This is a genomic window from Nonomuraea sp. NPDC050022 (assembly GCF_044460705.1).
In the GTDB taxonomy this organism is placed as follows: domain Bacteria; phylum Actinomycetota; class Actinomycetes; order Streptosporangiales; family Streptosporangiaceae; genus Nonomuraea.
The window spans coordinates 1-23,208 of sequence record NZ_JBITKE010000006.1 but is presented as its reverse complement, the minus strand read 5'-3'; the positions used below and the strand labels follow the sequence as shown (position 1 = coordinate 23,208).

Sequence of the window (23,208 nt, the reverse complement as noted above, 5' to 3'; positions counted from 1 at the left end):
CGAAGGGTCTTGCCAACCTCTGGGGAGGATCCCAGGGCGGGACCCAGGGCAGAAAGAGGCATGCGCGCCCCCGCCCCCTCGCCATGTGCCTCCACGACGCCGGCCCCAGCTACTACCCGCGCGCCGAGGTCTGGCTGGCCGACCAGGTCCTCCGCGCAGACGGCTCCAATCCTCTCCAGTACCGCACCACCGCGATCAACGCCACCCTGGCCAAGATCACCATCGCCTCGCCCGGCATCCGCCACTGCGTCGCCACCGGCTGCCCCAACTCGTACGGCATCATCGCCATGAACGAGACCGGGGAGCTGGAGCCCGGCTGGCGCATGCTCCAGAGAGAGCACCTCAGCGGCACCAACCTCTGCCCGCGGCCTGCGTACTCACCTACGGCGCCCACATCCCCGCCATGACCCCGCCGAGACCCTCATGGCCACCGCAGCACAGGACGCTTTGACCAGAGCCAAGACGGCTGACAGCTGTCTCGTCTGGTCGGATCTGAGGCATGAAACATCTCTCACCTGCGGTGCCTCAGATTGAATGAGACGGATCAATGTCGATCCGTCTCATTGATCATGAGGCATTTCGCGGGATGTCTCCTGCCGCCCGCCACACCCCAGGCTCGATCTCCCGCGATCGAGCCCGCATCGTCTCCGCCAGCCCTCCAGGCCACTGCGTCCCTTCCGGGCCCATCGACCACGTGACCCCGTCCAGGCTCGTGCCATCCAGGTCCGCGCAGGCCAGATTCGTTCCGCGCAGGGACGCGCCCGCCAGGTTCGCATGAGTCAGATACGCGCGGCCCAGGTTCGCGTGATCCAGGTTCGTGTCGCGGAGGTCCGCCTCGGTCAGGTTCGCGTCGTTCAAGTCCGCGCCGACCAGGTTCATGCCGCGCATCTTCGCGCGGTACAGGTCCTCGCCGCGGTCCAGGTCGAAAATGTCGTCTTCCCAGTCCACCTCTTCCATGAACCGACGGTAGACCGACCCGCCCACCTGTCACACCAATCCGCCCGATCTGGACACGAAGGCACATGGTCCGGCGGAACGCATCGAGTGGGTCCCCTGACGGACATCCGCCTGCCTGATCGACAAGCGCGGCATCGCCCGCGGAACCAGCATGAACGTTCTGCTCTGCGTCCCTCACAGAGGTGTAGCTTCCGGCGCGAGAGCAGGCGCACTCCGTATCCGCTGAAGGAGATCCAGCTCCCCCCACATCCAACGACCACAGGGGGCGGATAGGGGTTATCCGGAGGGCCGTCGCCGAGCACACTCGGGGCAACCCGTCCCCCGGAGGAGGCCGACATGCGCAGAGCCCTGGTCGGATGCGCCGTCGCGCAGATCGTCGTGGTGATCCTGCAGTTCTACCTGGCCACGTTCGGCGCGTTCCAGATGCCGCGGCCCACGGGCACGGATCCCGCGGCGATCGGCCTGCACGCCGCGAACGGCCTGTTCGTCATCCCGGCCGTCTCCCTCGTGGCCACCGTCGTCGCGGCGCTGGCGAAGGTGCCCGGCAAGCTGATCGCGCTGAGCGCCGCTCCCCTGGTGCTCAGCGCCGTCCAGATGCTCGTCGTCTTCCCGCTGGCCGGCCTCGCGGGCGCGACGACGGACGACACACCGCTGGCCAGCCTGTTCGTGTACGGTCTGCACGCCGTCGTGGGGCTGGGGCAGCTCTGGGCGGTGATCGCCGCCTACCGTGCCGTACGCAGGCACACCAAGGCACCCGTGGAGGAACCCCAGCCCCAGCCGGTCTGACCGAACCCACGCCCAGGCCCGGCCCGAAGAGAGCCGAACCGTGACCTGAGCCGGAACCCCGGACGGCGACCTGGATCGGAGCGCCGCCCTGGGCCGAGGCTACTTCTTGGCGGGCTGGCCGCCGCTCTTCCGCTTCTCCCGGATCTTCATCGACACATCGATCGGCGACCCGGCGAAGCCGAACTCCTCGCGGATCCGGCGCTCGATGAAGCGCCGGTAGGTGTCCTCCAGCCAGCCCGAGGTGAACAGCACGAACTTGGGCGGCTCCACCGACGCCTGCGTGGCGAAGAGGATCTTCGGCTGCTTGCCACCCCGCACCGGCGGCGGCGTCTGGTGCACCAGCTCGGTCAGGAACGCGTTGAGCCTGGCCGTCGGCACCCGCGTCGACCACGACCCGAGCGCCTTCTCCAGCGCCGGGACGAGCCGGTCCATGTGGCGGCCGGTCTTGGCGGAGATGTTGACCCGCAGCGCCCACGGAGTGCGGACGAGCTGCCGGTCGATCTCCCTCTCCAGGTAGTAGCGGCGGTCCTCGTCGACCAGGTCCCACTTGTTGAACGCGACGACCATCGCCCGGCCCGACTCGATCACCAGGCCGATGATCCGCAGGTCCTGCTCGGTGAGCACCTCACTGGCGTCGATGAGGACGATCGCCACCTCGGAGCGTTCGAGGGCGGCTCGGGTGCGCATGGCGGCGTAGAAGTCGGCGCCCTGCAGCTCGCGGTCGCGCCGCCTGATGCCGGCGGTGTCGACGAAGCGCCAGGTCTTGCCGCCCAGCTCGATCAGCTCGTCGACCGGGTCACGGGTGGTGCCCGCCATCGGGTCGACCAGCACCCGCTCCTCCCCCGCCAGCTTGTTGAGCAGCGAGGACTTACCGACGTTGGGCTTGCCGAGCAGCGCCACCCGGTAGGGGCCGCGCTCGGCGTCGAACCGCAGCTCCGGCGTCTCCGGCAGCGCGTCGAGGATCACATCGAGCAGGTCGCCGCTGGAGCGGCCGTGCAGGGCCGAGACCGGCTGCGGCTCGCCGAGGCCGAGCGCCCAGAGCGCGGCGGCCTCCAGCTCCACCTGCTGGTTGTCGACCTTGTTGGCGGCCAGGATGACCGGCTTGCCCGACTGGCGGAGCACCGAGCCGACCGTCTCGTCGGCGTCGGTCGCGCCCACGGTGGCGTCGACGACGAACACGATCACGTCGGCCAGCTCGACCGCGACCCGCGCCTGGTCGGCGATGCGCAGGTTCATTCCGGTGGCCTCGGGGTCCCAGCCGCCGGTGTCGACGACCGTGAAGCGGCGCCCGCGCCAGTTGGCGTCGTAGGTGACGCGGTCACGGGTGACGCCCGGCACGTCTTCGACGACCGCCTCGCGGCGGCCGATGATGCGGTTGACCAGCGTGGACTTGCCTACGTTCGGGCGACCGACGATGGCCACGACCGGCACCGGGCCGCTGTCGGCGACGTCGTCGGATACTGCGAGATCGTCGAGTTCAGCCTCGACCCAATCCCCCGTTGACACGATTTTTCATCCTTTGTGAGTACCGCACCCTTGTCAGGTGCGCTCCTTGATCAGACTCAGCACCTCGCCGATGACCTCTTCGAGGGTCAGCGGCGTGGTGTCGAGCTCGACGGCGCCAGCCGCCATCGAGAGTGGATCCGTCTTGCGAGTGGAGTCGAGGGTGTCACGCTTGGCCATCGCGGCCTGCTGCGCCTCCACCGTGGTGCCGCTCAGCTCCGCCGTACGGCGCAGTGCACGGGCCTCGGCGCTGGCCGTCAGATAGACCTTGACGGTCGCGTCGGGGGCGACCACGCTGCCGATGTCGCGGCCCTCGACCACGATGTCGCCGCTGCCGATGATCTCCCGCTGCAGTTCAACGAGACGCGCGCGCACCTCGGGAACCGCCGCGACGACGGAGACCGAACCGGTGACCTCAGCCTCCCGGATCGGCCCGGCCACGTCGACACCGCCGACGTGGATGGACGGGCCGTCGGGGTCGGTGCCGCAGGTGATCTCGGGCTCGCCCGCGCGGGCCGCGACAGCGGTGGGATCGGCCAGGTCGACGCCCTGCTGGAGCATCCACCAGGTCATCGCCCGGTACATCGCCCCGGTGTCCAGGTAGCGCAGCCCGAGTGCGCGAGCGACTCCACGCGACACGCTCGACTTGCCCGACCCCGCGGGACCGTCCATGGCGACGACCAGACCGGTCACGGCCTCTCCCTCTTCACGTTTCCCACTGCACGTTTTTCCCCAACCTGAAGAGGCTACCGCCTCGCACGCATGCCCTACGCCCTGCTGGACAATCCGGCGTCCGCCGCGACCCCCTCCCGACCACAGTCTCCATTCCGCGCTCGATCGTCCGCCGACCACGGTCCCCATACCGCGTACTGGGCCGGATACCGTTCCAACGCGGTCGCCAAGGCGTCGGGGCGCGCCACCCGCCATTACTTGAGGCCGGCCGTCAGCCGGAACAGGCCGACCGGCACCAGCCCGCGCTTGAGCAAGCGGTAGGTGGGCAGCGGGCTGCCGCTCACCGTCTCCTTGTAGACGATGGCCCAGCGCCCCTTCAGGTACGCCCTGCGCGGCGTGTCGTCGGGGTGGGTGAACTGGATGACCGCGTCCCGGCGTCCGAGGCTGAGGGGTTGATGAACGTACCCGAACCGGAACGCCTTCACCGGACGGCCGCGCAGCCCGTCGGCGAGCGCGTCGGCCGCGTGCAGGCCCGTCGGGATGCCGCCCTGGCAGGTCCCGTGCATGACGCCGTACGGCTGGCGCACCGCGGCGGCGTCGCCCACGGCGTAGACGTCCGGGTGCGACACCGAGCGGAGCGCGGCGTCGACCACGATCCGGCCCCGCCCGTCCACCGTCAACCCCGCCTCGTTGGCCAGGGGCAGGCCCTTGGTGCCGGCGGTCCAGAGTGTCGCGTCGGAGGGGATCAGCTCGCCCCCGGCCAGCTCGACGGCGTCCGGTAGCACCTTGGTGACCTCGGCACCGTCGCGTACCTGGATGCCGAGCCGGTCCATCGCCCGCTCGACGTAGGCGCGGGCCTTCTCCCCCATCATCGAGCCCGGACGGCCTCGGCTGAGCAGGACGACGCGCAGGTTGGGGTGCGCTTCGGCGAGCTCGGTGGCCGACTCGACGCCGGTCAGACCGCCACCGGCCACGACGACCGTCCCCCGGTCGAGCTCACCGAGCCGTCGCGCGAGCCGTACGGCCTGGTCGTGGTCGTCGTAGACGTAGGCGTGCTCGGCCACGCCGGGGGTCGAGGCGTCGGTGACGGTGCCGAGGGCGTAGATCAGCTTGTCGTACGCGATCACGCGGCCGTGATCCGCGCCGTCGCAGTTGACGGTGACCTCGTGCCGTGCGGGGTCGAGGGCGCTCACGCGGCCCAGGACGAGGTCGATGCCCGTGCCGGCGATGATGTCGGCGATCGCGTGGTCCCGCAGCCGTTCGCCCGCGGCGGTCTGGTGCAGCCGCAGCCGCTCCGTGAACCGTGGTACGGCGCTGACCAGTGTCACCTTGCCGCCGTGGCGGCGCGTCCGGGTGGCCGCCCTGATCGCGGCCGCGATGCCTGTGTAGCCGGCGCCCAGAATCAGAATGTTCGTCATGTCCCTGGCTCCTTGCGAACTCCGATGGGATTCCGCGCTGAAGACGGAGCGAGCCGCCAGGAATGTGACATCGGCGCCGTTCTTCCACCCCCGAAGGGGCTCCCTCCCAGGGACACCCGCCCCGGCGGACCGTTACAGAGATCGAGACGGTCGCGTGACGAACCACCCGGGAACCCTTGTGGCCACCGCCATAGGAATCCGATGACCGCGTGAGGATGAGCAACTTTTGCCGTCTACCGTCAGCAGTGGAGTGCTGTCCTCGCGGGCGTGGCGCCAGGCGGTGACGGCGCCGACCGAGCCCAGCGGCCATGCGGGCGAGCCGTCGACTCCGCTGGTTGTCGTCGCGAACTACGCGGCGGGACCGAGGTGACCCTCAATGAGGGTCTGGGTGATCGGAGGGCGGTCCCAGAGAGCGAGGAGTTCGTTGGCGATGGCCGTGATCGGCAACGGGTGTCGATCGCCGTGCACCTCAATAGCCGCGGCCGACAGGCTGCGCGGGACGGCTCCAGCATCGAGGAGGACGCGCCACTCATCCGGCCCGAGTTCCAGGAACTCCAGGCCGGTCAGCTTGGCGATCTCCAACGGGTCGGCCAGCGTGCCCGGGTATGCGGTGAGGGTCCTCAGGCGAGGCAGTCCGGTGACGGGAGTGAGGCTGAGAGGTTCACCATCCCAGCCACCGATGCTCAGGACCTCCAGCTCAGGGTGGGCGGCGGCCTGGAGGCTTGTCAGGCTCCCGATGTCGGCTACGGCCGGCGGTTGGTCGCCGCGACGGTCGGCGTGCCAGCCGCTGCGCCGGTTCACCACCAGGTCGGTGAGAGATTCGGCGAGCAGGGCGGCGCCGATGTTCTGCTCATGGTCGAGCACGATGAGCTGCCCCACGTGTCCGCGCGGGCCTGGGGTGAGGTCGACCGCGATCCGGTCGCCGCCGCCGTTGTCGCCGAAGGCGATCCAGCCGGGTGAGCCGACCAGGCCCTGCACCGCGGCGTCGAGCGGGGTGACGACCGCCGCCGTCGCCGCGAAGCGCCACGGGCAGGGACGTGACGGCGCGTCGGCGATGTACAGGTGATCCAGTGGGAAGAGCTAACGCCAGATCCATCGACGCTGCCGGCACCGAATCGGGAAGACGGCGCCAGGGCTCTGGGACGGAGCCCTGGACCAGGATGAGCGATCCCGGATGCGGCCCGATGCCGGCCTCGACGGCGGGGCTGGGATTGAGCAGATAGAGCACGGTCCGCCCGGCCGGCGAGATCTCCACCACGAACGAGATGCCGTCGGCGCCAACGTCCGCGAGCGCGCTCCGCACCCGTTCCACCGCATCGACCTCATCTTGCATGTCCTCCGCCTGGAGGGCTTGGCCGGGCCGTGGGAATCTCCGTGGCAGTGGCAGGCTCCAGCCGCCGCGGTCGATCCGTCCCGCCACGTGACCGCCAGGGGCGGCAAGCCTCTCCGCGTTGCCCGCCTGCAGGAGCCTCAGCAGCGGCTCCCAGGTCATGAAGTCGTGAATCGAGGGCAACGGTGGCCTCCGGTCGGTCCAATGATCGGGATGAAAGGTAAGCGTGACTCCCTTGGGAAGGATCATCCGCAAACGATCGCTGACCGTCTTACGTCACCAGCCACATGAAGAAGCCCTTGGGGGGCGTTTCTGCTGGTCAGGCACTTTTCGCTGATCGGACGTCGTGTGCCCGGCAAGATTCGAGCCTGCGGTGCCCGCTTTAGGGGACCTGCCAGCCCCGTTCGAGCAGGGCCTCGGTGAGGACGGCCGCCGCGTCCGGCTGCACGGAGACCTCGGCGATGCCCAGGGGCAGGCCGGGAGCGTGCTCCAGCCGTACGTCCTCGACGTTGACTCCGACCTCGTCGCAGATCTGGAAGAGCCTGGCCAGCTGACCGGGACGGTCGCCGACGACGACCTGGACCACCACGTACGCCGGCGCGGGGCCCCCGTGCTTGCCCGGGATGCGGCCGTGACCGGCCACGCCGCGCTTGAGCAGCTGGGTGATCTCCTGTGTGACCGTGCCGTCGCCGTCGGCCAGCGCGCGGAGCGCCGTAGCGGCCTCGGCCAGGTCGCGGGAGATGGCCTCCAGCACCTCGGCCACCGGCGTCGCGTTGCCCGACAGGATGCCGAGCCAGAGGCCCGGGTCGCTGCCCGCGATCCTGGTGACGTCGCGTACGCCCTGCCCGGCCAGGCCGAGCGCGATGTCGGACGCGTCCGCCAGCCGGGCCGCGACAGCCGAGGCGGTGACGTGGGGCGCGTGAGAGACGACGGCCACGGCCTGGTCGTGCTCGGCCGCGTCCACTTCGATGGGGTTGCCGCCACAGAGCTCCACCAGCCGCAGCACGGCCGCTCTGGCCTCCGGTGTGGCGTCGGGGGTGGGGCACAGCGCCCACGGGCGGCCCAGGAACAGCTCGGCCCTGGCGGCTCCGGGGCCCGACTTCTCGCGTCCGGCCAGTGGGTGGGAGGCGACGTAGGTGGACATGTCACAGCCCAGCTGGGCGGCCCGCTCGATGGGCTCCACCTTCACGCTGGCCACGTCGGTGTAGAAGGTGGCCGTGCCGTTGCGCTGCAGCGCCAGCAGCTCACCGGCGACGTGCGCGGGCGGCACCGCGAGCACCGCGAGATCGATCGTCTCGCCGGACTCACCCGAGGCCGAAGCGGACTGGCGCAGGGCCGAAGCCGACTTACCTGGAGCCGACGCGGACTCACCCTGGGCCGAAGCGGCCTGGGTGTGCGTCTCCGGGTGCCACTCCTCGCCCGCGCCGAGCTCCCGGGCCAGCCGTACCGCTCCCTGGTCGTGGTCGGCGAGCAGCACGCGCACCCCGCGCTCGCGCAGCGCCAGCGCGATTGAGGTGCCGATGAGACCGGTGCCGACTACCAGCACGGTGCGGAGTTCGGAGGCCATGTAGATGTCCTGATTTATCTGGCGTCGGAGTAGCTCGGTCGGGTAGCGGGAAAGCGGATGAGCCGGTCGTTACTGGGCGATGTCCTGGCGGAGCGCGACGGCGCCGCGCAAATAGACGTGCTGGATGTCGGAGCGCGGCCGGTCCGTCTCCACGTGGGCCATCAGGCGTACGACCCTGGGCAGCGCGCCCGGCACGTCGATCTCGGTGCAGCAGATCAGCGGCACGTCGTGGAAGCCCAGCTTCCGCGCCGCCAGCGCCGGGAACTCCGCCGTCAGATCGGGAGACGCCGTGAACAGCACGCTGATCACATCGTCGGTGGTCAGCTTGTTGCGCCCCATCATCTCGCTGACCAGCTCGGTGGTCGCCTCGATGATCGCCCCACGGTCGTTGGCGTCCACCTGGATCGCCCCGCGGATCGCCCGCACCATGTGATTACACCCCTCTATAGCGGTGAAGCCCGTGCGGAGGTTCGCACGGGCTCCTGCGTTCCCGCCAGATTACAGCTTCTGCGTCACAGCTTCACAGCGGCGTAAAGCTCGCCGACCTCCTTCAGGGACAGCGCCCTGACGGTGCCCGCCTTGGTACGGCCCAGCTTGACCGGCCCGAACTCGATCCTGGCCAGGTCGATGACGCGATGACCCGCCTCTTCGAGCAGCCGACGGACGATGTGATTGCGGCCTTCGTGCAGAACGACCTCGACCAGCGCCTGCTGGCCGTGCTCCTGCACGATCGAGAAGGAGTCGATCTTGGCGATGCCGTCTTCCAGCTCGATGCCCTGCTTGAGCCGACGGCTCAGATCACGCGGGATCGGACCCGGAACCTTCGCCCAGTACTTCTTCTGCACCCCATAACTCGGGTGAGTCAGCCGGTTGGCCAGCTCGCCGTCGTTGGTGAGCAGCAGCAGCCCCTCGGTCTCGGTGTCGAGCCTGCCCACGTGGAACAGCCTCGGCGCGAGCTCCTCCACATAGTCGGCCAGGCACGGCCGGCCCTGCGGGTCGTCCATGGTGGACACGACGCCGATGGGCTTGTTCAGGGCGTAGTAGACCAGGTCGGGGGCGGTCGGGATGCGCTTGCCGTCCACGTGGATGACCTGCGCCGCCGGGTCCACCTTGGCCCCGAACCTCCGTACGACCTGCCCGTTCACGGTGACGCGGCCGTCGCCGATCATCTCCTCGCAGGCGCGACGGCTGGCCACGCCCGCCTGGGCGAGCACCTTCTGCAGCCGTACGCCGCCGGGCACCTCGGTGGTGTCGCGCTCGTCGGTGTAGCCGTCGGGGAAGAAGTTGCGATCCCGCATGGGCTGGCGAGCGGTCTTGAACCGGTCGCGCGGCGCACCGGTGGCCGCCCCGTCCCGTCCGCCGGACGTACGCCCGCCGCCGATGGTCTGAACATCGTCGCGCCTGGGGGTACGGGCCGGGCGGCCGGCGTCGCGACGCGAGCCGGCGTCGTCACGCCGCCCGAAGCGGGCACGAGTGGACTCTCCACGGCCGGTACCGGTCCGCGGGGACTCTCCGCGGCTGTAGCCGCTCCTCGGGGACTCGGTACGGGAACCGCCATCCCTGCGGCCACCACGGTCGGCCCGGAAGCCGCCACGGTCCTCCGTGCGCTCGGGACGCGATCCGCCCCGATCGTCACGACGGTCACTCTGGTAACCGCCGCGGTCGTCACGACGCTCGGGCCGGAAGCCGCCGCGGTCGTCACGACGCTCGGAACGGAAGCCACCACGGTCGTCACTGCGGGCGCCTTGGAAACCGCCACGGTCGTCGCGGCGCGGGGAACGGAAGCCACCGCGATCGTCGCGGCCCGCACCCTGGAAACCACCGCGGTCGTCACGACGCTCGGAACGGAAGCCACCCCGATCGTCACTGCGGTCGGAACGGAAACCGCCCCGGTCGTCGCGGCGGGCGCCCTGGAAACCGCCACGGTCGCCACGACGCTGGGGACGGTAGCCGTCACGGCCGCCACCCTCCCGAGAGCCGGAGCCGCCACGGTCGGAGCGGTATCCGCCGCGCTCGCCGCCGGCGGACGAGCCGTAGCCACCGCGCTCGCCACGGGACGACCCGCCGTAGCCACGGTCGCCGCGCGACTGCGCGCCATATCCGCCGCGGTCGCCACCGCGCGATGGTGAAGAGCCGCCACGGGACTGCGAGTAGCCGCCGCGGTCGCTGCCGGGCGCCGGACGGTCGTCGTCGCGGGAGGGAGAGCGGTCGTCGCGGTACGTACGCTCGCGGGACGAACGGTCGTCACGGGAGGAACGGTCGTAGCCGCCACGGTCGCCCGTTGAGCTGGAACGGTTGTAGCCGCCCCGGTCGCCCGTCGAGCCGGAGCGGTCGCGGGAGTCGCCGGAGGCGGGCCTGCCGTACCGGGCGCGGGAACCGCCACGGTCGGCGCGGAGCGAGTCACGGCCGGAGCCCAGCTCGCTTCCGGAGTCGCGGCTGTAGCCGCGGTCACTGTCGTCGCGGCGCGCTCCGCCGCGGTCACTGTCATCGCGGCGGGGTCCGCCGCGGGAATCGTCTCGGTGGGAACCGCCGCTGAACCCCTCACGGCGGGGGCCGCCGCGCGAGTCGTCCGAGCGGAAGGCGGGACGGCCGCCACGGCTCGCGCCGCCGGTGCGTCCACGACCGCGTCCATCACCGGACGGGGTGCTGCGCCTGTTGATCACTTTGTATTCTCCTCGAGGTTTTCCACGTCGTCGGGGAGGAAGGGCGCGAGCTCGGGAAGCTCGCCGATGTCCTTCAGTCCCAGGCGTTCAAGGAAGTATGAACTTGTCCGGTAGAGCACTGCCTGGCTCTCCGGGTCGGTGCCGGCCTCTTCGACCAGGCCCCTGGCGACGAGCGTACGCATGACGCCGTCGCTGTTGACGCCGCGGACCGCGGCGACTCGTGCACGGCTCACCGGTTGCCGGTAGGCGACGACCGCGAGGGTTTCCAGCGCGGCCTGGGTGAGCCGGGTCTGCTGGCCGTCGCGGACGAACCGCTCGACCAGCGCGGCGCAGTCGGCTCGCGTGTAGAACCGCCAACCGCCTGCCACTTCTCTCAGATCGAAACCCCGTCCGGCTTGGGTGTATTCCGCGGCCAAGGCCCGGAGTGCGGTGCTCACCTCGTGGGTGGGCCGTTCGAGCACCTGCGCCAGGGTCATTTCGGGGACGGGCTCGTCCACGACCATCAGGATGGCTTCGAGCGCCGCCCCGAGCGTCGGGCCGCCGCCTTGGGGGTCGCTATCGGCGGGTTCATCGGGTATGTCGTCCAGACCGGCCGGCTCGGATACCACCGCACCGGTCGGTACGAGGGACGCGTCCCAAAGCTCATCATCCATGTCCGGCTCGATGGACGCCCCCTGGAGCCGGTCCTCCAGCTCAGGGGACAAGAGCCGGTCGTCCGCATCCAGCTCAGGCGACGCGCCCTGAAGGCCATCACCCGGCTCGGGAGACGGCTCCTGGAGCCGATCGTCCACCTCCGGCTCGGACGGCGTGACCTCCGCCTCATCGACCGCAGGCGGGGCCTCCGGGCCGTCGTCCGGCCCGTCGTCCAGGCCGCCGTCCAGGCCGTCGTCCGCGCTCGCGGCGGCGAGCGACCCCGGGAGGGTCATCCAGGCGGGCAAAGGGGCGGGTTCGCGAGGCGGGGTGTCGTCCAAGCGGTCAGTCATCAGCCGTCTTCTCCGCGCTCTCCTCGTAGTCGTCCCCCACCGAGACGTCCCCCTCGTCCGTCCCGGTCCAGGTCACGTGCAGATCGCCCAGCGCTTCGACCTGTTCGAAGGTGACCGCGGACTCCCGGAAGAGCTCCAGCACCGCCAGGAAGCGGGCGATGACCTCGATGGTGCCGTCACAGTCGGCCACCAGGGCCCGGAAGGTGGCCCGCCGCATGCGGCGCAGGTGAGCAACCAGAATAGCGGCTTGCTCCCGCACGCTGGCCAGCGGTTGATAGATGTGCCCGACGCTGACCGTGGGCGGCAGCTTGGGGACGAAGGCACGGGCGGCGATGCGGGCGAGGTCGTCCGGGCTGATGCCCAGGATGAGCTGCGGGAGGAGGTTGGCGAACTGCGGCTCCATGGGCGCGGTGCGGGGGAAGCGCAGCGCCTCTTCGGCCATGCGGCCGGAGAAGACCTTCGCCACCTCTTTGTACGCCTTGTACTGCAGGAGCCGGGCGAACAGCAGGTCGCGGGCCTCCAGCAGAGCCAGGTCCTCTTCGTCCTCGACCTCGCCCGAGGGCAGCAGCCGGGCCGCCTTGAGGTCGAGCAGGGTGGCCGCGACCAGCAGGAAGTGGCTGGTCACGTCGAGATCCCACTCGGGGCCACGGGCCCGGATGTAGGCGATGAACTCGTCGGTGACCTTGGAGAGCGAAATCTCGGTGATGTCGAGCTTGTGTTTGGAGATCAGGCCGAGGAGCAGGTCGAAGGGCCCCTCGAAGACGTCCAGGTGGACCCTGAACCCTTGTGGCTCTGTCTCCGTCACCTGGCCATTGTCGCAGGTGCCGGCCAGCGGGACAGCACCTCGCGGGCCAGCTCACGGTAAGCGTTGGCACCCAGGGACGACGGGTCGAAGGTGGTGATCGGCTCGCCGGCGACCGTGGCGTCGGGGAAGCGCACGGTGCGGTTGATCACGGTGTGGAAGACCTTGTCGCCGAACGCCTCGACGACGCGGGCGAGCACCTCTCGGCCGTGCAGGGTGCGCGCGTCGTACATGGTGGCGAGCAGGCCCTCGATCTCGAGGTCCTCGTTGAGGCGTTCCTGCACCTTGGTGATGGTGTCCATGAGCAGGGCCACGCCGCGCAGCGCGAAGAACTCGCACTCCAGCGGCACCATGACGCCCTGCGCGCAGGTCAGCGCGTTGATGGTGAGCAGGCCCAGCGACGGCTGGCAGTCGATGAGGCAGACGTCGTAGTGCGGCAGCAGCGGCTTGATCACGCGGCCGAGCACCTGCTCGCGGGCCACCTCGGTGACGAGCTGGACTTCGGCGGCGGACAGGTCGATGTTGCTGGGCAGCAGGTCGAGGCCCTCGACGCCGGTCTCCAGCAGCACGTCCTCGGCGGTGACGTTGCGCTCCATCAGCAGGTTGTAGACCGTCAGGTCGAGCTGGAGCGGGTTGATGCCGAGGCCGACGGACAGGGCGCCCTGCGGGTCGAAGTCGACGAGCAGCACCTTGAGGCCGTATTCGACGAGCGCGGCGCCCAGGTTGATGGTGGTGGTGGTCTTGCCGACCCCACCCTTCTGATTGACCATCGCGACCACCCGCGCGGGCCCGTGGATCTCGGGCGCGACAGGTTCGGGGAACACCGGGCGGGGACGCCGGGTGGGGCCCAGATTCACGCCTATGGAAGGCGTGTTGGTCTTCGTGTCTCCCCAGGGGTTGTCGGGGGTCCCCGGGGCCGAACCGTTGGTCTTCACAGTCACCAGCTCGAACCTCCCTGACGATCCCGAACCGGACCGTCCGGACGGACACTATGGCGTCACCACTTAACGCGGCAAGGCGGCACGCCGAAGTGCCGCACGTCGCAAAAGACTATAGATCACTGCCGGGCACGGGGATGCGCGGCGGCGTACACCTCGCGGAGTTTGTCGACGGTGACCAGGGTGTAGACCTGCGTGGTCGTGACCGAGGCGTGGCCGAGCAACTCCTGGACCACCCTAACGTCGGCTCCGCCGTCAAGGAGGTGGGTTGCGAAGGAATGACGGAGAACGTGCGGAGATATCCCGGCGAGTCCGGCTCGTTCGGCGGCGGCCTGGAGCACCTCCCAGGCGCCCTGCCGGGTGAGCCGGCCGCCCCTGGCGTTGAGGAAGGCGGCGGGCGTGCCCCGGCCGTGGGCCACGAGGCCGGGGCGGGCCCTGACGAGGTAGGCGTCCAGCGCGGAGCGGGCGTAGCGGCCCAGGGGCACGACGCGGGTACGGCTGCCCTTGCCGCGCAGCCGTACCTGCTCGGCCTCCAGGTCGTCCACGGCCAGGCCGACGGCTTCGGAGATGCGGGCGCCCGTGCCGTACAGGACCTCCAGCAGGGCGCGGTTGCGGAGGGTCAGCGGCGCGCCGTCGGGGCCGGAGGCGGCGATGAGCCGCTCGACCTCGTCGACGGTGATCGCCTTGGGCAGCCTGCGGAGCTGTCGCGGCGGACGCACCTGGTGCGCCGGGTCGTGGGCCGTGACGCCCTCGCGCAGCGCGAAGCGGTGCAGGCCGCGGACGGCCGACACCGCCCGCGCGGCCGAGCTGGCCACGAGGGCGGGGTGGTCGCAGTCGCCTTCCCGCAGCGCGGCGAGGAAGTCGAGGACGTCGGCCTCGCCCACCTCGCCGAGCGACACGCGGCCGCGCGAGCGAAGGTGCTCGAAGTAACGGTCGAGGTCACGGCGGTAGGACGCCAGTGTGTTGGCAGCCAGGCCCCGCTCCACCGTGAGGTGGGCGAGGTAGCTGGAGAGCACTGCCTCCACGAACTGGTCCTTCCGTCACGCCTCCTTGGCGTCGGCGGGGCGCAACAGGGCGAATCCCTCGACCGAAGCCGCATATGCGGCGAGGATACCGGCCACGGTCGGGGAATTGTGGATCATTCCCATGAGCGCCCTTTCGACCGCGTCGGGTAGAGGCACCCATTCGACCGGCATGTCGATCTCTTCGTGTTCGTGGACGAAGCCGTTCTCGTCCTCGGGAATCTTCGACAAGCCGCGGGCCAGGAACACCCGGATCCGCTCGTTGGACATACCGGGCGAGGTGTAGAGGTCGACCAGTGTGTGCCAGGTCTCGGCGCGGTATCCGGCCTCCTCGGCCAGCTCCCGCGCGGCGCCGGTGACCAGTGATTCTCCTTCCACGTCGCGCAGTCCGGCGGGCAGTTCCCAGAGCAGGTGGCGCGTCGGGTGACGGTACTGCCGGATCAGCAGGACCCGGTCCTGCTCGTCGAGCGCGAGGACCGCGACGGACCCGGGGTGCACGGCGTAGTCGCGGTCGGCGACCGTGTCCCCCGGCATACGGACGGTGTCGGTGACCACGTTCATCACCCGGCCCGCGAACCGGTCCTTGGATTCGACGACTTCCCACGCCTCGGGCGTGTCTTCCACCCTCACTTGGCCACCTTCGCGGTCACCCGGCTGTCGGCGTAGGCGAGCGCGGCGTTGATCAGCCCCTTGAACATCGGGTTGGCCCGCGTCGGCCGGGAGCGGAACTCGGGGTGGGCCTGGGTGCCGATGAAGAACGGGTGGGCCTCGACGGGCAGCTCGGTGTATTCGACCAGGCGGCCGTCGGGCGACAGCCCGGAGAACACCAGGCCGACCTTCTCCAGGCGTTCGCGGTAGGCGTTGGAGACCTCGTAGCGGTGCCGGTGGCGTTCGGCGACCTTGGCCTTCCCGCCGTACAGCTGCCTGGCCAGGGTGCCCTCGCCGAGCTTGGCGGTGTAGCTGCCCAGGCGCATGGTGCCGCCCATGTCGCGCTCGCCGGCGACGACGTCCTCCTGGTCGGCCATCGTGGAGATGACCGAGTGCTTGGCGTCGGGGTCGAACTCGCTGGAATTGGCGTCTTCGAGCCCCGCCAGGTTGCGCGCGGCCTCGATGACCATGCCCTGCATGCCGAGGCAGATGCCGAGCAGCGGGATCTTGCCCTCCCGGGCGTGGCGGATCGCGCCGATCTTGCCCTCGATGCCGCGCACGCCGAACCCGCCGGGGATCAGCACGCCGTCGACGCCGTCGAGCTCGCGCTCGGCGCCCTCGGGCGTCTCGCAGTCGTCGCTCTTGACCCAGCGGATGTTGACGCGGGCGTCATTGGCGAACCCGCCCGCCCGCAGCGCCTCGGTGACGGACAGGTAGGCGTCGGGCAGGTCGATGTACTTGCCGACCAGGGCGATGGTGACCTCCTTGGCCGGGCGGTGCACCCGGCGCAGGAGCTCCTCCCACTCCTTCCAGTCCACGTCGCGGAAGGGCAGGCCGAGCCGCCGCACCACATAGGCGTCGAGCCCCTCGGAGTGGAGCACCTTGGGGATGTCATAGATCGAGGCCGCGTCCACGGCCGAGACCACGGCGTCCTCGTCCACGTCGCACATCAGGCTGATCTTCCGCTTGATCGCCGTCTGCACGGGCCGGTCGGAGCGCAGCACGATCGCGTCGGGCTGGATGCCGATGCTGCGCAGCGCGGCCACGCTGTGCTGTGTCGGCTTGGTCTTCAGCTCGCCGGACGGGCCGATGTACGGCAGCAGCGAGACGTGCAGGAAGAAGACGTTGTCGCGCCCGACCTCATGCCTGATCTGGCGTACGGCCTCCAGGAACGGCAGCGACTCGATGTCACCGACCGTGCCGCCCACCTCGGTGATGACCACGTCGACCTCAGGACCCGCCATGCCCCGGATGCGGTCCTTGATCTCATTCGTGATGTGCGGGATGACCTGGACCGTGTCGCCCAGATATTCGCCGCGCCGCTCCTTGGCGATGACGTTGGAGTAGACCTGGCCGGTGGTGACGTTCGCCGAACCGTGCAGATCGGTGTCAAGGAACCGCTCGTAGTGGCCGACGTCGAGGTCGGTCTCGGATCCGTCGTCGGTGACGAAGACCTCGCCGTGCTGGAACGGGTTCATCGTCCCGGGGTCCACATTGAGGTAGGGGTCGAGCTTCTGCATGGTGACCCGGAGACCGCGTCCCTTGAGCAGACGGCCCAGGCTGGAGGCGGTGAGCCCCTTCCCAAGGCTGGAGGCGACACCGCCGGTGACGAATAGATGCTTGGTTTGCGATGCGCTGCGCAAAGGGGCTCCCGTGGGTCGATGTGTGGTCGAAGCGTCCACGGGCTCTCAGGATATCAAACAACGCCCCCGACATGCCCGAACGGCATGACCTAGCGGTAACTTTGGGCCCTATGTCATTAGTACGGCGGGCAACGGGCGCGCTGATTCACCGTGCCTACAAGGCGATCCGCGCGGCCGGGGCGATCACCCCGGCCAGTCCGGGCGGCACCAGATTCCGTCATCTGGGCGACGGGGTCAGCATCGCCTTCCCGCCGGGCGCGATCTTCGGCGAGCGGTGGATCGAGATCGGCGACCACACGCTGATCGGCGAACGCGTGTCGCTGTCCTGCGGCATGGGCCCCGGCGTCGACCTGGGCCCGGACTCGATCCTGCGGATCGGCGGCGGCTGCTCGATCGGCCGGGGCTCGCACATCGTGGCCCACCAGTCGATCGACATCGGCGAGCACGTCTTCACCGGCCCGTACGTCTACATCACCGACCAGAACCACGTCTACGACGACCCGGAGACACCGATCGGCCGGCAGTGGCCACGCAACAGTCCGGTCTCGATCGGCGCGGGCTCCTGGCTCGGGGCGGGCGCGATCATCCTGCCCGGCACCAGGATCGGCCGTCAGTGCGTGGTGGCGGGCGGCGCGGTCGTCCGCGGTGAGTTCCCCGACCACAGCGTGGTCGCGGGCGTGCCCGCCAAGCTGGTACGCAGCTACGATCCCGCGCTGGGCTGGCACACTCCGGGCATCTCGCTGGCCATGGACCGGCAGGCCACCGCCTCCTGAGCTCGGCCGCTCAGACGGTGGATCCCGCCCCGCCCAAGCTGTAGACCGAACAACCTTCTGGCGGCTAGCGTCGGACCATGCGGACCGCCATTTGCGAACGTCTCGGCGTCGAGTTCCCGTTGTTCGCCTTCAGCCACTGCCGCGACGTGGTGGCCGCGGTCACCAACGCGGGCGGCTTCGGCGTCCTGGGCGCGGTCGCCTACACCCCCGACCAACTCGACACCGAGCTCACCTGGATCGACGAGCGGGTGGACGGCCGCCCGTACGGGGTCGACGTGCTGGTGCCCGGCAAGCTCGACGCGTCGGCGCTCGATCTCGACGCCCATTTGACCGACTTCATCCCGGAACGGCACCGCGACTTCGTCACGCACCTGCTGTCCAAGTACGGCGTGAACGCCCCGCCGCAGCCGGTGGCCGCCTCGACGGACGAGTTCGGCAGGCGGGTGACCGCGGCGGGCGCGACCGGGCTGATCGACGTGGCGCTCAAGCATCCGATCGGCCTGATCGCCAGCGCGCTCGGACCGCCGCCACCGGAGATGGTGGCCAAGGCGAGGGCGGCGGGCGTACCGGTGGCCGCGCTGGTGGGCACCGTCGAGCACGCCCACAGGCAGGTGGCGGCCGGCGCGGACCTGATCGTGGCCCAGGGCACCGAGGCCGGCGGGCACACCGGCGAGATCGCCACGATGGTGCTGGTGCCGCAGGTCGTGGACGCGGTCGCCCCGGTGCCCGTGCTGGCGGCGGGCGGCATCGCCTCGGGGCGGCAGATGGCCGCGGCGATGGCGCTCGGCGCCGAAGGCGTGTGGTGCGGGTCGGTCTGGCTGACCACCGAGGAGGCGGAGACGGCGCCCTCGGTGAAGCGGAAGATGCTGGCCGCCTCCTCGCTCGACACGGTCAGGTCCAGGTCGCGTACCGGCAAGCCGGCCAGGCAGCTCAAGTCGGCCTGGACCGAGGAGTGGGACTCCGGGCCGGAGAGCCCCGGCCCGCTCGGGATGCCGCTGCAGATGCTCGTGGCCGAGGCCGCGATGGCCCGCATCGGCACGGCCGCCGAGCGCGGCGAGCCGGGGGCCGTGGAGCTGGCCAACTACTTCGTCGGGCAGGTCGTCGGCCAGCTCGACCAGGTCAAGCCAGCTCGCGAGGTGGTCTACGAGATGGTGAGCGAGTTCGCCGACGCGGTGGAGCGGCTGTCCGGATTGACCGCTCTGTCGAGGTGACCGAGCTGTCGGCGTGACCGGCTACGATGCGCGTGTGGTCGGGACACCCGAGGTCGAGCGCGGCACCGGTGTCCCCGCGCACGTGCAGATCGAGCGGTGGCTGCTGCAGTCCATCGGCAGCGGCGAGATGGAGCCCGGCGACCGGCTCCCGGGCGAGCGGGAGCTGTCGGCGCGCCTGGGCGTGAGCCGGATGACGCTCAGGCAGGCGCTGGCGACGCTGGAGCACGACGGCGTCCTGGTCAGGACGCCGGGCAGGTCGGGCGGCGCGTTCGTCGCCGACCCGCGCGTCGAGTGCGATCTGACGGGGCTGGCGGGGTTCACCGAGCAGATGCGGCGCGCCCATCTCCAGGCCGAGGCCAGAGTGCTGGTCGCCACTACCGTCCCCGCGCCCCGCTCCGTCGCCGCCGCCCTGGAGCTCGCCGTGGGCGAGCCGGTGCACCACGTCGCGCGGGTACGCTCGGCCGGGCAGTCGCCGGTGGCGCTCGAACGCTCCTTCTTCCCCGCGCTGCCCGGCTTCCTGGAGCAGGACCTCGACGGGTCGCTCTACGCCCTGCTGGCCACCCGCTACGACCTGGAGCCGCGCACCGCCGTCGAGCACCTCGACCCGGTCATCGCCAGGTCCGACGAGGCCGCCGAGCTGGGCGTCGAGCCGGGCACGCCGCTCATGCTGATCGAGCGCACCGCCTACGCGGCGGCCGGGGAGCCGGTGGAGTTCGCCCGCGACCTGTTCCGCTCCGACCGGGTGCGCATCTCGGTCCGCAGCGGCCTCAGCGCACCCGCCCGTGGCGGCCTCAGCGCACCCGCTCCCCCGCCGGGTCGAAGAGCGGGTCACTGACGACGGTCCCGGTCACCCAGGCGCCCTCCACCTCGACCTCGACCTTGACGCCCGGCCCCACCGGCAGATAGGCGTAGGCGATCGGCGAGCCGACCGTGTAGCCGTGGCCGCCCGAGGTGATCCGGGCCACGACCTGGCCGTCCAGGCGCACCGGCTCGTTGCCGAGCGCGATCGCCCCCGGCTCCAGGGTCAGGCAGCGCAGCCGCCGCTCGGGGTGGGGGTCGAGCGCGTCCTTGCCGAGGAAGTCCTTGTCGAGCTTGACGCAGAAGCCCAGCCCCGCCTCGTACGGTGTGGTCTCGGGCCCGATGTCGGCGCCCCAGACGCGGTAGCCCTTCTCCAGGCGCAGGCTGTCGATGGCCCGGTAGCCGCCGGCCCGCAGCCCGTACGGCTGCCCGGCCGCCCACAGCGCCTGCCAGAGCGCCAGGCCGTACTCGCTGGAGCAGTACAACTCCCAGCCCAGCTCCCCCACGAACGTCACCCGCAGCGCCAGCACCGGCACGTCACCCACGGTCAGCTCCCGCGCCGACATGAACGGGAATCCGAGCGGGTCGGGCGTGAGCGTCCCGAGGATGTCGCGGGCGCGCGGCCCCCACAGGGCGAAGCAGGCGTACTGGCCGGTCACGTCGGCGATCCGCACGTCGGCGCCTCTGAGCGCGGCCTGCTTGCGCAGCCAGCCCAGGTCGTGCGAGCCGAACGCGGTGCCGGTCACGATGAGGAACTCGTCCTCGGCCCGCCTGGTGACGGTGAAGTCGCACTCGATGCCGCCGCGCCGGTTGAGCGCCTGCGTGTACGTCACCGCGCCCACCTGGCGGGCGACGCGGTTGTCGCAGACCCATTCGAGCAGCTCGGCGGCGTCCGGCCCGGTAACCTGGATCTTGGCGAAGGAGGTCTCGTCGAACAGGCCCGCCGTCTCCCGCACGGCCCGGTGTTCGACCCCGATCGCGGGCGACCACAGCCGTCCGGCCCACCCTTGGGGCCGCTCATCGCGGCCACCATCCGGCTCGTTGGACCGGTCCGGCTCGTTGGACCGGTAGTAGTTGACCCGCTCCCAGCCCGCCTTCTCGCCGAACTCGGCGCCGTGCGCGGCGTGCCAGCCGTACGCCGGGGAGACCTTGAGCGGGCGGCCCGCCGAGCGCTCGTGGCCGGGGTAGCGGATGTCGTAGTAGGTCTCGTAGTTCTCCACCGCGCGGGCGAGGGTGTAGGACGGGGAGCGGTACTGGGGGCCGAAGCGGCGGATGTCCATGTGCCAGACGTCCATGGCGGGCTCGCCCTCGACGATCCACTCGGCCATCACCCTGCCGATGCCGCCGGCGCCCGCGATGCCGTGCGCGCAGAACCCGGCCGCCACGAAGAACCCGCCGACCTCGGTCTCGCCCAGGCAGAACTCGTTGTCGGGGGTGAACGCCTCCGGGCCGTTGATCATCTTGCGGATGCCGACGTCGGCCATGGCCGGGACACGGATCCGCGAATTCTCCGAGATTTCGGTGAATCGGTCCCAATCTTCGGCGAGCAGGCGGCCGTTGAAGTCGGCCGGGATGGCGTCGTAGGAGGTCTCGTTCGCCGTCCAGGGGGCGCAGGTGCGCTCGTAGCCGCCCATGACCAGGCCCTGCACCTCTTGCCGGTAGTAGACGAGCAGGTCGGGGTCGCGCAACGTCGGCAGGCCGGTGTGCTCATGGAAGGCGTCGGTGACCACGTACTGGTGCGACATCGGCACGATCGGGATCCGCACCCCGGCCATCCGGCCGATCTCGGCGGCGAACATGCCGCCGCAGTTGACGACCACTTCGCAGTCGATGTCGCCCTGGTCGGTGCGTACGCGCGTGACCCGGCCGCGTTCGGTGTCGATGCCGAGCACGCGGGTCCTGGTCCTGACGCGGGCGCCGCCCTCGCGGGCCTTCGTGGCCAGCGCGTAGCAGAGCGCGGAGGGGTCGATCTGCCCGTCGGTGGGCAGGTACGCCGCGCCGACGACGCCCGAGGGGTCCATCAGCGGGAACAGCTCGACCGCCTCGGCGACGGAGATCTCCTCCAGCGGCAGGCCGAACGTGCGCGCCCAGCCGATCTGGCGGCGGATCTCGGCCATCCGCTCCGGTGTGCCGGCCAGCTTGATGCCGCCGCACTCCGTCCAGCCGGCGTCGAGCGTGCGGTAGAGCTCCACCGAGTACTGGTTCATCCTGGTCAGCGTGGGGTCGGCGCGCAGCTGGCCGACCAGCCCCGCGGAGTGGAAGGTCGAGCCGCTGGTCAGCTCGTCGCGGTCCAGCAGGAGGACGTCGCGTTCGCCGAGCTGGGTCAGGTGGTAGGCGACGGAGGCGCCGCCCACGCCGCCGCCGATGATCACGATGCGGGCCGAGTCGCTCATGCGGGCGAGGCTACACTAAAAGGTCTAGACCGTTTAGGGGGCATCCAACTGTTCATCTTTAAGATTGAGTGGGTAGATGCAAGTGCGATTGTGTGAGTCCTAAGGAGGCCGGTGCGGCCCGGGATCTCGCATGCCAGTCGCACGACACGGTTACTGGATTCGCCGTGCACGCCGGTGGCCGGGCGACCTGCCGTTTCAGATCGCCTATGCGGTCCTAGGGTCCGGCTATCAACGCCGGGCCCCGCCGGGCGCGGCGTTGTTTTCGTTCGCCGGCCTCACACACGGTCCGGCCTGCCGTGCGGCTACCAGCCCTGAATGTCGGTCGTGATGTCGTGCATGGGTTGTGTGCGGCGAGTGGTGTTCACGTGTCGCTCATATGTTCTACCCGACGCAGCCAAATGCTGGTAATCTTACGGTCACTGTCTGTGAAAGTCGGGAGGTGCGGGTCATGCGAGCGCACGGGTCGGCTTTCCCAGCGGAGGCGGTGACGTCGTGGTGCGCCCACTGGCATGGTCGCCGTTTGGCGGGCCATTGTGCCCGCCCGGCGCGCATGGCTAAGGCGCGCGGCATCGCGATCATCGCGGTGGACCCGGCCTACACCTCCAAGTGGGGGGCTCAGCACTGGCAACAGCCCCTCACTTCCAACAACCGTAAGACCAGCCGGCACGATGCCGAGAGCATCGCGATCGGCAGGCGCGCCCAAGGCCATGCGATCCGGCGACGGACGACACCGCCCCGCGATGACCAGAGCGATCGTCGCGGGCATCGGAGCGTCCAGGCCGAACCGGATGCTCTTAGGCGTGAGGGACCCCGCCCGCACCCCCGGACCACAGACACGATCCGCGCCGCCCGGACACAGCCACAACGCGGGCAACCAGCACGCCCACCACCGTTCGGGGCGCGCGGCTGAGCATGAGCGCCCTGACAACAGGGCCCACTCCCGCTCAGTCTTCAGTAACGGTGTCGGCGCTAGCATCGATCGTCAACGATCCCCTCCTGAAGGAGAGGGCTTGAGGTGCCGTCAGGTGCTTTGAAGCCCCGCGTTGACCAGCCCTAGTCATCACCGTTGGAGGTGTGATCCAGATGGCTACCTTTCACGCA

The 23,208-nt window shown here is 70.3% G+C and carries 20 protein-coding genes; 5 read left to right on the top strand and 15 right to left on the bottom strand.

Going from position 1 to position 23,208, the window contains the following annotated elements; translation table 11 throughout:
- The first annotated feature begins 83 nt into the window (after positions 1–83).
- Entirely contained in the window at positions 84–407 is a 324-nt protein-coding gene (locus ACIBO2_RS25895; RefSeq protein ID WP_397299949.1) for a hypothetical protein, read from the top strand.
- Between the two features lie 160 nt (positions 408–567).
- Here ACIBO2_RS25895 and ACIBO2_RS25890 read toward each other — a convergent pair whose 3' ends face one another.
- Positions 568–957 carry a pentapeptide repeat-containing protein gene (locus tag ACIBO2_RS25890; protein WP_397299946.1) on the bottom strand — a complete coding sequence of 130 codons (390 nt, stop codon included), beginning with the start codon at positions 955–957 and terminating at the stop codon, positions 568–570.
- A gap of 336 nt (positions 958–1,293) precedes the next feature.
- Between ACIBO2_RS25890 and ACIBO2_RS25885 the strand changes: the two genes are divergently transcribed.
- Complete coding sequence (locus ACIBO2_RS25885; protein WP_358555628.1) at positions 1,294–1,743, top strand: DUF6220 domain-containing protein; 450 nt, start codon at positions 1,294–1,296, stop codon at positions 1,741–1,743.
- A 99-nt stretch (positions 1,744–1,842) separates the two neighbouring features.
- Here ACIBO2_RS25885 and der read toward each other — a convergent pair whose 3' ends face one another.
- The 13 genes from der to ACIBO2_RS25820 all read right to left on the bottom strand — a co-directional run bounded on the left by der (position 1,843) and on the right by ACIBO2_RS25820 (position 16,932).
- Positions 1,843–3,249 carry a ribosome biogenesis GTPase Der gene (der, locus tag ACIBO2_RS25880; RefSeq protein WP_358555631.1) on the bottom strand — a complete coding sequence of 469 codons (1,407 nt, stop codon included), beginning with the start codon at positions 3,247–3,249 and terminating at the stop codon, positions 1,843–1,845.
- Between the two features lie 33 nt (positions 3,250–3,282).
- The gene (cmk, locus tag ACIBO2_RS25875) at positions 3,283–3,939 is read right to left on the bottom strand and encodes a (d)CMP kinase (protein WP_397299943.1); all 657 of its coding nucleotides are present in this window, start codon (positions 3,937–3,939) and stop codon (positions 3,283–3,285) included.
- Positions 3,940–4,172: 233 nt separating this feature from the next.
- The gene (locus ACIBO2_RS25870) at positions 4,173–5,336 is read right to left on the bottom strand and encodes an FAD-dependent oxidoreductase (RefSeq protein ID WP_358555634.1); all 1,164 of its coding nucleotides are present in this window, start codon (positions 5,334–5,336) and stop codon (positions 4,173–4,175) included.
- A 348-nt stretch (positions 5,337–5,684) separates the two neighbouring features.
- On the bottom strand, positions 5,685–6,314 hold the full coding sequence (locus ACIBO2_RS25865) for a hypothetical protein (RefSeq protein WP_397299939.1): 630 nt from the start codon (positions 6,312–6,314) through the stop codon (positions 5,685–5,687).
- Positions 6,315–7,048: 734 nt separating this feature from the next.
- Positions 7,049–8,233, bottom strand: coding sequence for a prephenate dehydrogenase (locus tag ACIBO2_RS25860; protein ID WP_358555637.1), 1,185 nt, complete (start codon positions 8,231–8,233; stop codon positions 7,049–7,051).
- Positions 8,234–8,302: 69 nt separating this feature from the next.
- The gene (gene aroH / locus ACIBO2_RS25855; RefSeq protein ID WP_357639298.1) at positions 8,303–8,662 is read right to left on the bottom strand and encodes a chorismate mutase; all 360 of its coding nucleotides are present in this window, start codon (positions 8,660–8,662) and stop codon (positions 8,303–8,305) included.
- 83 nt (positions 8,663–8,745) lie between these two features.
- Positions 8,746–10,896 (bottom strand): pseudouridine synthase, encoded by a 2,151-nt coding sequence (locus ACIBO2_RS25850; protein ID WP_397299935.1) that lies wholly within the window; start codon positions 10,894–10,896, stop codon positions 8,746–8,748.
- Positions 10,893–11,549 carry an SMC-Scp complex subunit ScpB gene (gene scpB, locus ACIBO2_RS25845; RefSeq protein ID WP_397300797.1) on the bottom strand — a complete coding sequence of 219 codons (657 nt, stop codon included), beginning with the start codon at positions 11,547–11,549 and terminating at the stop codon, positions 10,893–10,895. Before scpB ends, ACIBO2_RS25850 begins: the two co-directional genes overlap by 4 nt.
- 322 nt (positions 11,550–11,871) lie before the next feature.
- On the bottom strand, positions 11,872–12,684 hold the full coding sequence (locus ACIBO2_RS25840; RefSeq protein WP_357945681.1) for a segregation/condensation protein A: 813 nt from the start codon (positions 12,682–12,684) through the stop codon (positions 11,872–11,874).
- Entirely contained in the window at positions 12,681–13,622 is a 942-nt protein-coding gene (locus ACIBO2_RS25835; RefSeq protein WP_357945679.1) for a ParA family protein, read from the bottom strand. The genes ACIBO2_RS25840 and ACIBO2_RS25835 overlap by 4 nt, the downstream gene beginning before the upstream one ends.
- Positions 13,623–13,738: 116 nt before the next feature.
- Positions 13,739–14,644: a site-specific tyrosine recombinase XerD gene (locus tag ACIBO2_RS25830; protein WP_357945676.1), complete on the bottom strand. Its 906-nt coding sequence runs from the start codon at positions 14,642–14,644 to the stop codon at positions 13,739–13,741.
- Between the two features lie 15 nt (positions 14,645–14,659).
- Positions 14,660–15,271, bottom strand: coding sequence for an NUDIX hydrolase (locus ACIBO2_RS25825; protein WP_358555643.1), 612 nt, complete (start codon positions 15,269–15,271; stop codon positions 14,660–14,662).
- A complete protein-coding gene (locus tag ACIBO2_RS25820) occupies positions 15,268–16,932 on the bottom strand; it encodes a CTP synthase (RefSeq protein ID WP_358555646.1) in 1,665 nt (554 codons plus the stop codon). The genes ACIBO2_RS25825 and ACIBO2_RS25820 overlap by 4 nt, the downstream gene beginning before the upstream one ends.
- A gap of 110 nt (positions 16,933–17,042) precedes the next feature.
- On the opposite strand from ACIBO2_RS25820, the gene ACIBO2_RS25815 reads away from it, so the two are divergent.
- The 3 genes from ACIBO2_RS25815 (at position 17,043) to ACIBO2_RS25805 (ending at position 19,751) form a co-directional block, all read left to right on the top strand.
- Positions 17,043–17,705 (top strand): acyltransferase, encoded by a 663-nt coding sequence (locus ACIBO2_RS25815; RefSeq protein ID WP_358555648.1) that lies wholly within the window; start codon positions 17,043–17,045, stop codon positions 17,703–17,705.
- A 77-nt stretch (positions 17,706–17,782) separates the two neighbouring features.
- Positions 17,783–18,916 (top strand): nitronate monooxygenase family protein, encoded by a 1,134-nt coding sequence (locus ACIBO2_RS25810; RefSeq protein ID WP_358555651.1) that lies wholly within the window; start codon positions 17,783–17,785, stop codon positions 18,914–18,916.
- 13 nt (positions 18,917–18,929) lie between these two features.
- Positions 18,930–19,751 carry a GntR family transcriptional regulator gene (locus tag ACIBO2_RS25805; RefSeq protein WP_358555654.1) on the top strand — a complete coding sequence of 274 codons (822 nt, stop codon included), beginning with the start codon at positions 18,930–18,932 and terminating at the stop codon, positions 19,749–19,751.
- On the opposite strand, the gene ACIBO2_RS25800 is transcribed toward ACIBO2_RS25805, so the two are convergent.
- Positions 19,708–22,107: an FAD-dependent oxidoreductase gene (locus ACIBO2_RS25800; RefSeq protein ID WP_358555657.1), complete on the bottom strand. Its 2,400-nt coding sequence runs from the start codon at positions 22,105–22,107 to the stop codon at positions 19,708–19,710. The two genes, ACIBO2_RS25805 and ACIBO2_RS25800, sit on opposite strands and share 44 nt — an antisense overlap.
- Positions 22,108–23,208 lie beyond the last annotated feature (1,101 nt).

Bases quoted from the DNA above. Each gene is read 5' to 3' on its own strand.
- ACIBO2_RS25810 (WP_358555651.1), top strand. From the start codon at position 17,783: ATGCGGACCGCCATTTGCGAACGTCTCGGCGTCGAGTTCCCGTTGTTC.
- scpB (WP_397300797.1), bottom strand. From the start codon at position 11,549: ATGGATGATGAGCTTTGGGACGCGTCCCTCGTACCGACCGGTGCGGTG.
- ACIBO2_RS25870 (WP_358555634.1), bottom strand. From the start codon at position 5,336: ATGACGAACATTCTGATTCTGGGCGCCGGCTACACAGGCATCGCGGCC.
- ACIBO2_RS25890 (WP_397299946.1), bottom strand. From the start codon at position 957: ATGGAAGAGGTGGACTGGGAAGACGACATTTTCGACCTGGACCGCGGC.
- ACIBO2_RS25815 (WP_358555648.1), top strand. From the start codon at position 17,043: ATGTCATTAGTACGGCGGGCAACGGGCGCGCTGATTCACCGTGCCTAC.
- ACIBO2_RS25800 (WP_358555657.1), bottom strand. From the start codon at position 22,107: ATGAGCGACTCGGCCCGCATCGTGATCATCGGCGGCGGCGTGGGCGGC.
- ACIBO2_RS25860 (WP_358555637.1), bottom strand. From the start codon at position 8,233: ATGGCCTCCGAACTCCGCACCGTGCTGGTAGTCGGCACCGGTCTCATC.
- ACIBO2_RS25895 (WP_397299949.1), top strand. From the start codon at position 84: ATGTGCCTCCACGACGCCGGCCCCAGCTACTACCCGCGCGCCGAGGTC.
- ACIBO2_RS25885 (WP_358555628.1), top strand. From the start codon at position 1,294: ATGCGCAGAGCCCTGGTCGGATGCGCCGTCGCGCAGATCGTCGTGGTG.
- aroH (WP_357639298.1), bottom strand. From the start codon at position 8,662: ATGGTGCGGGCGATCCGCGGGGCGATCCAGGTGGACGCCAACGACCGT.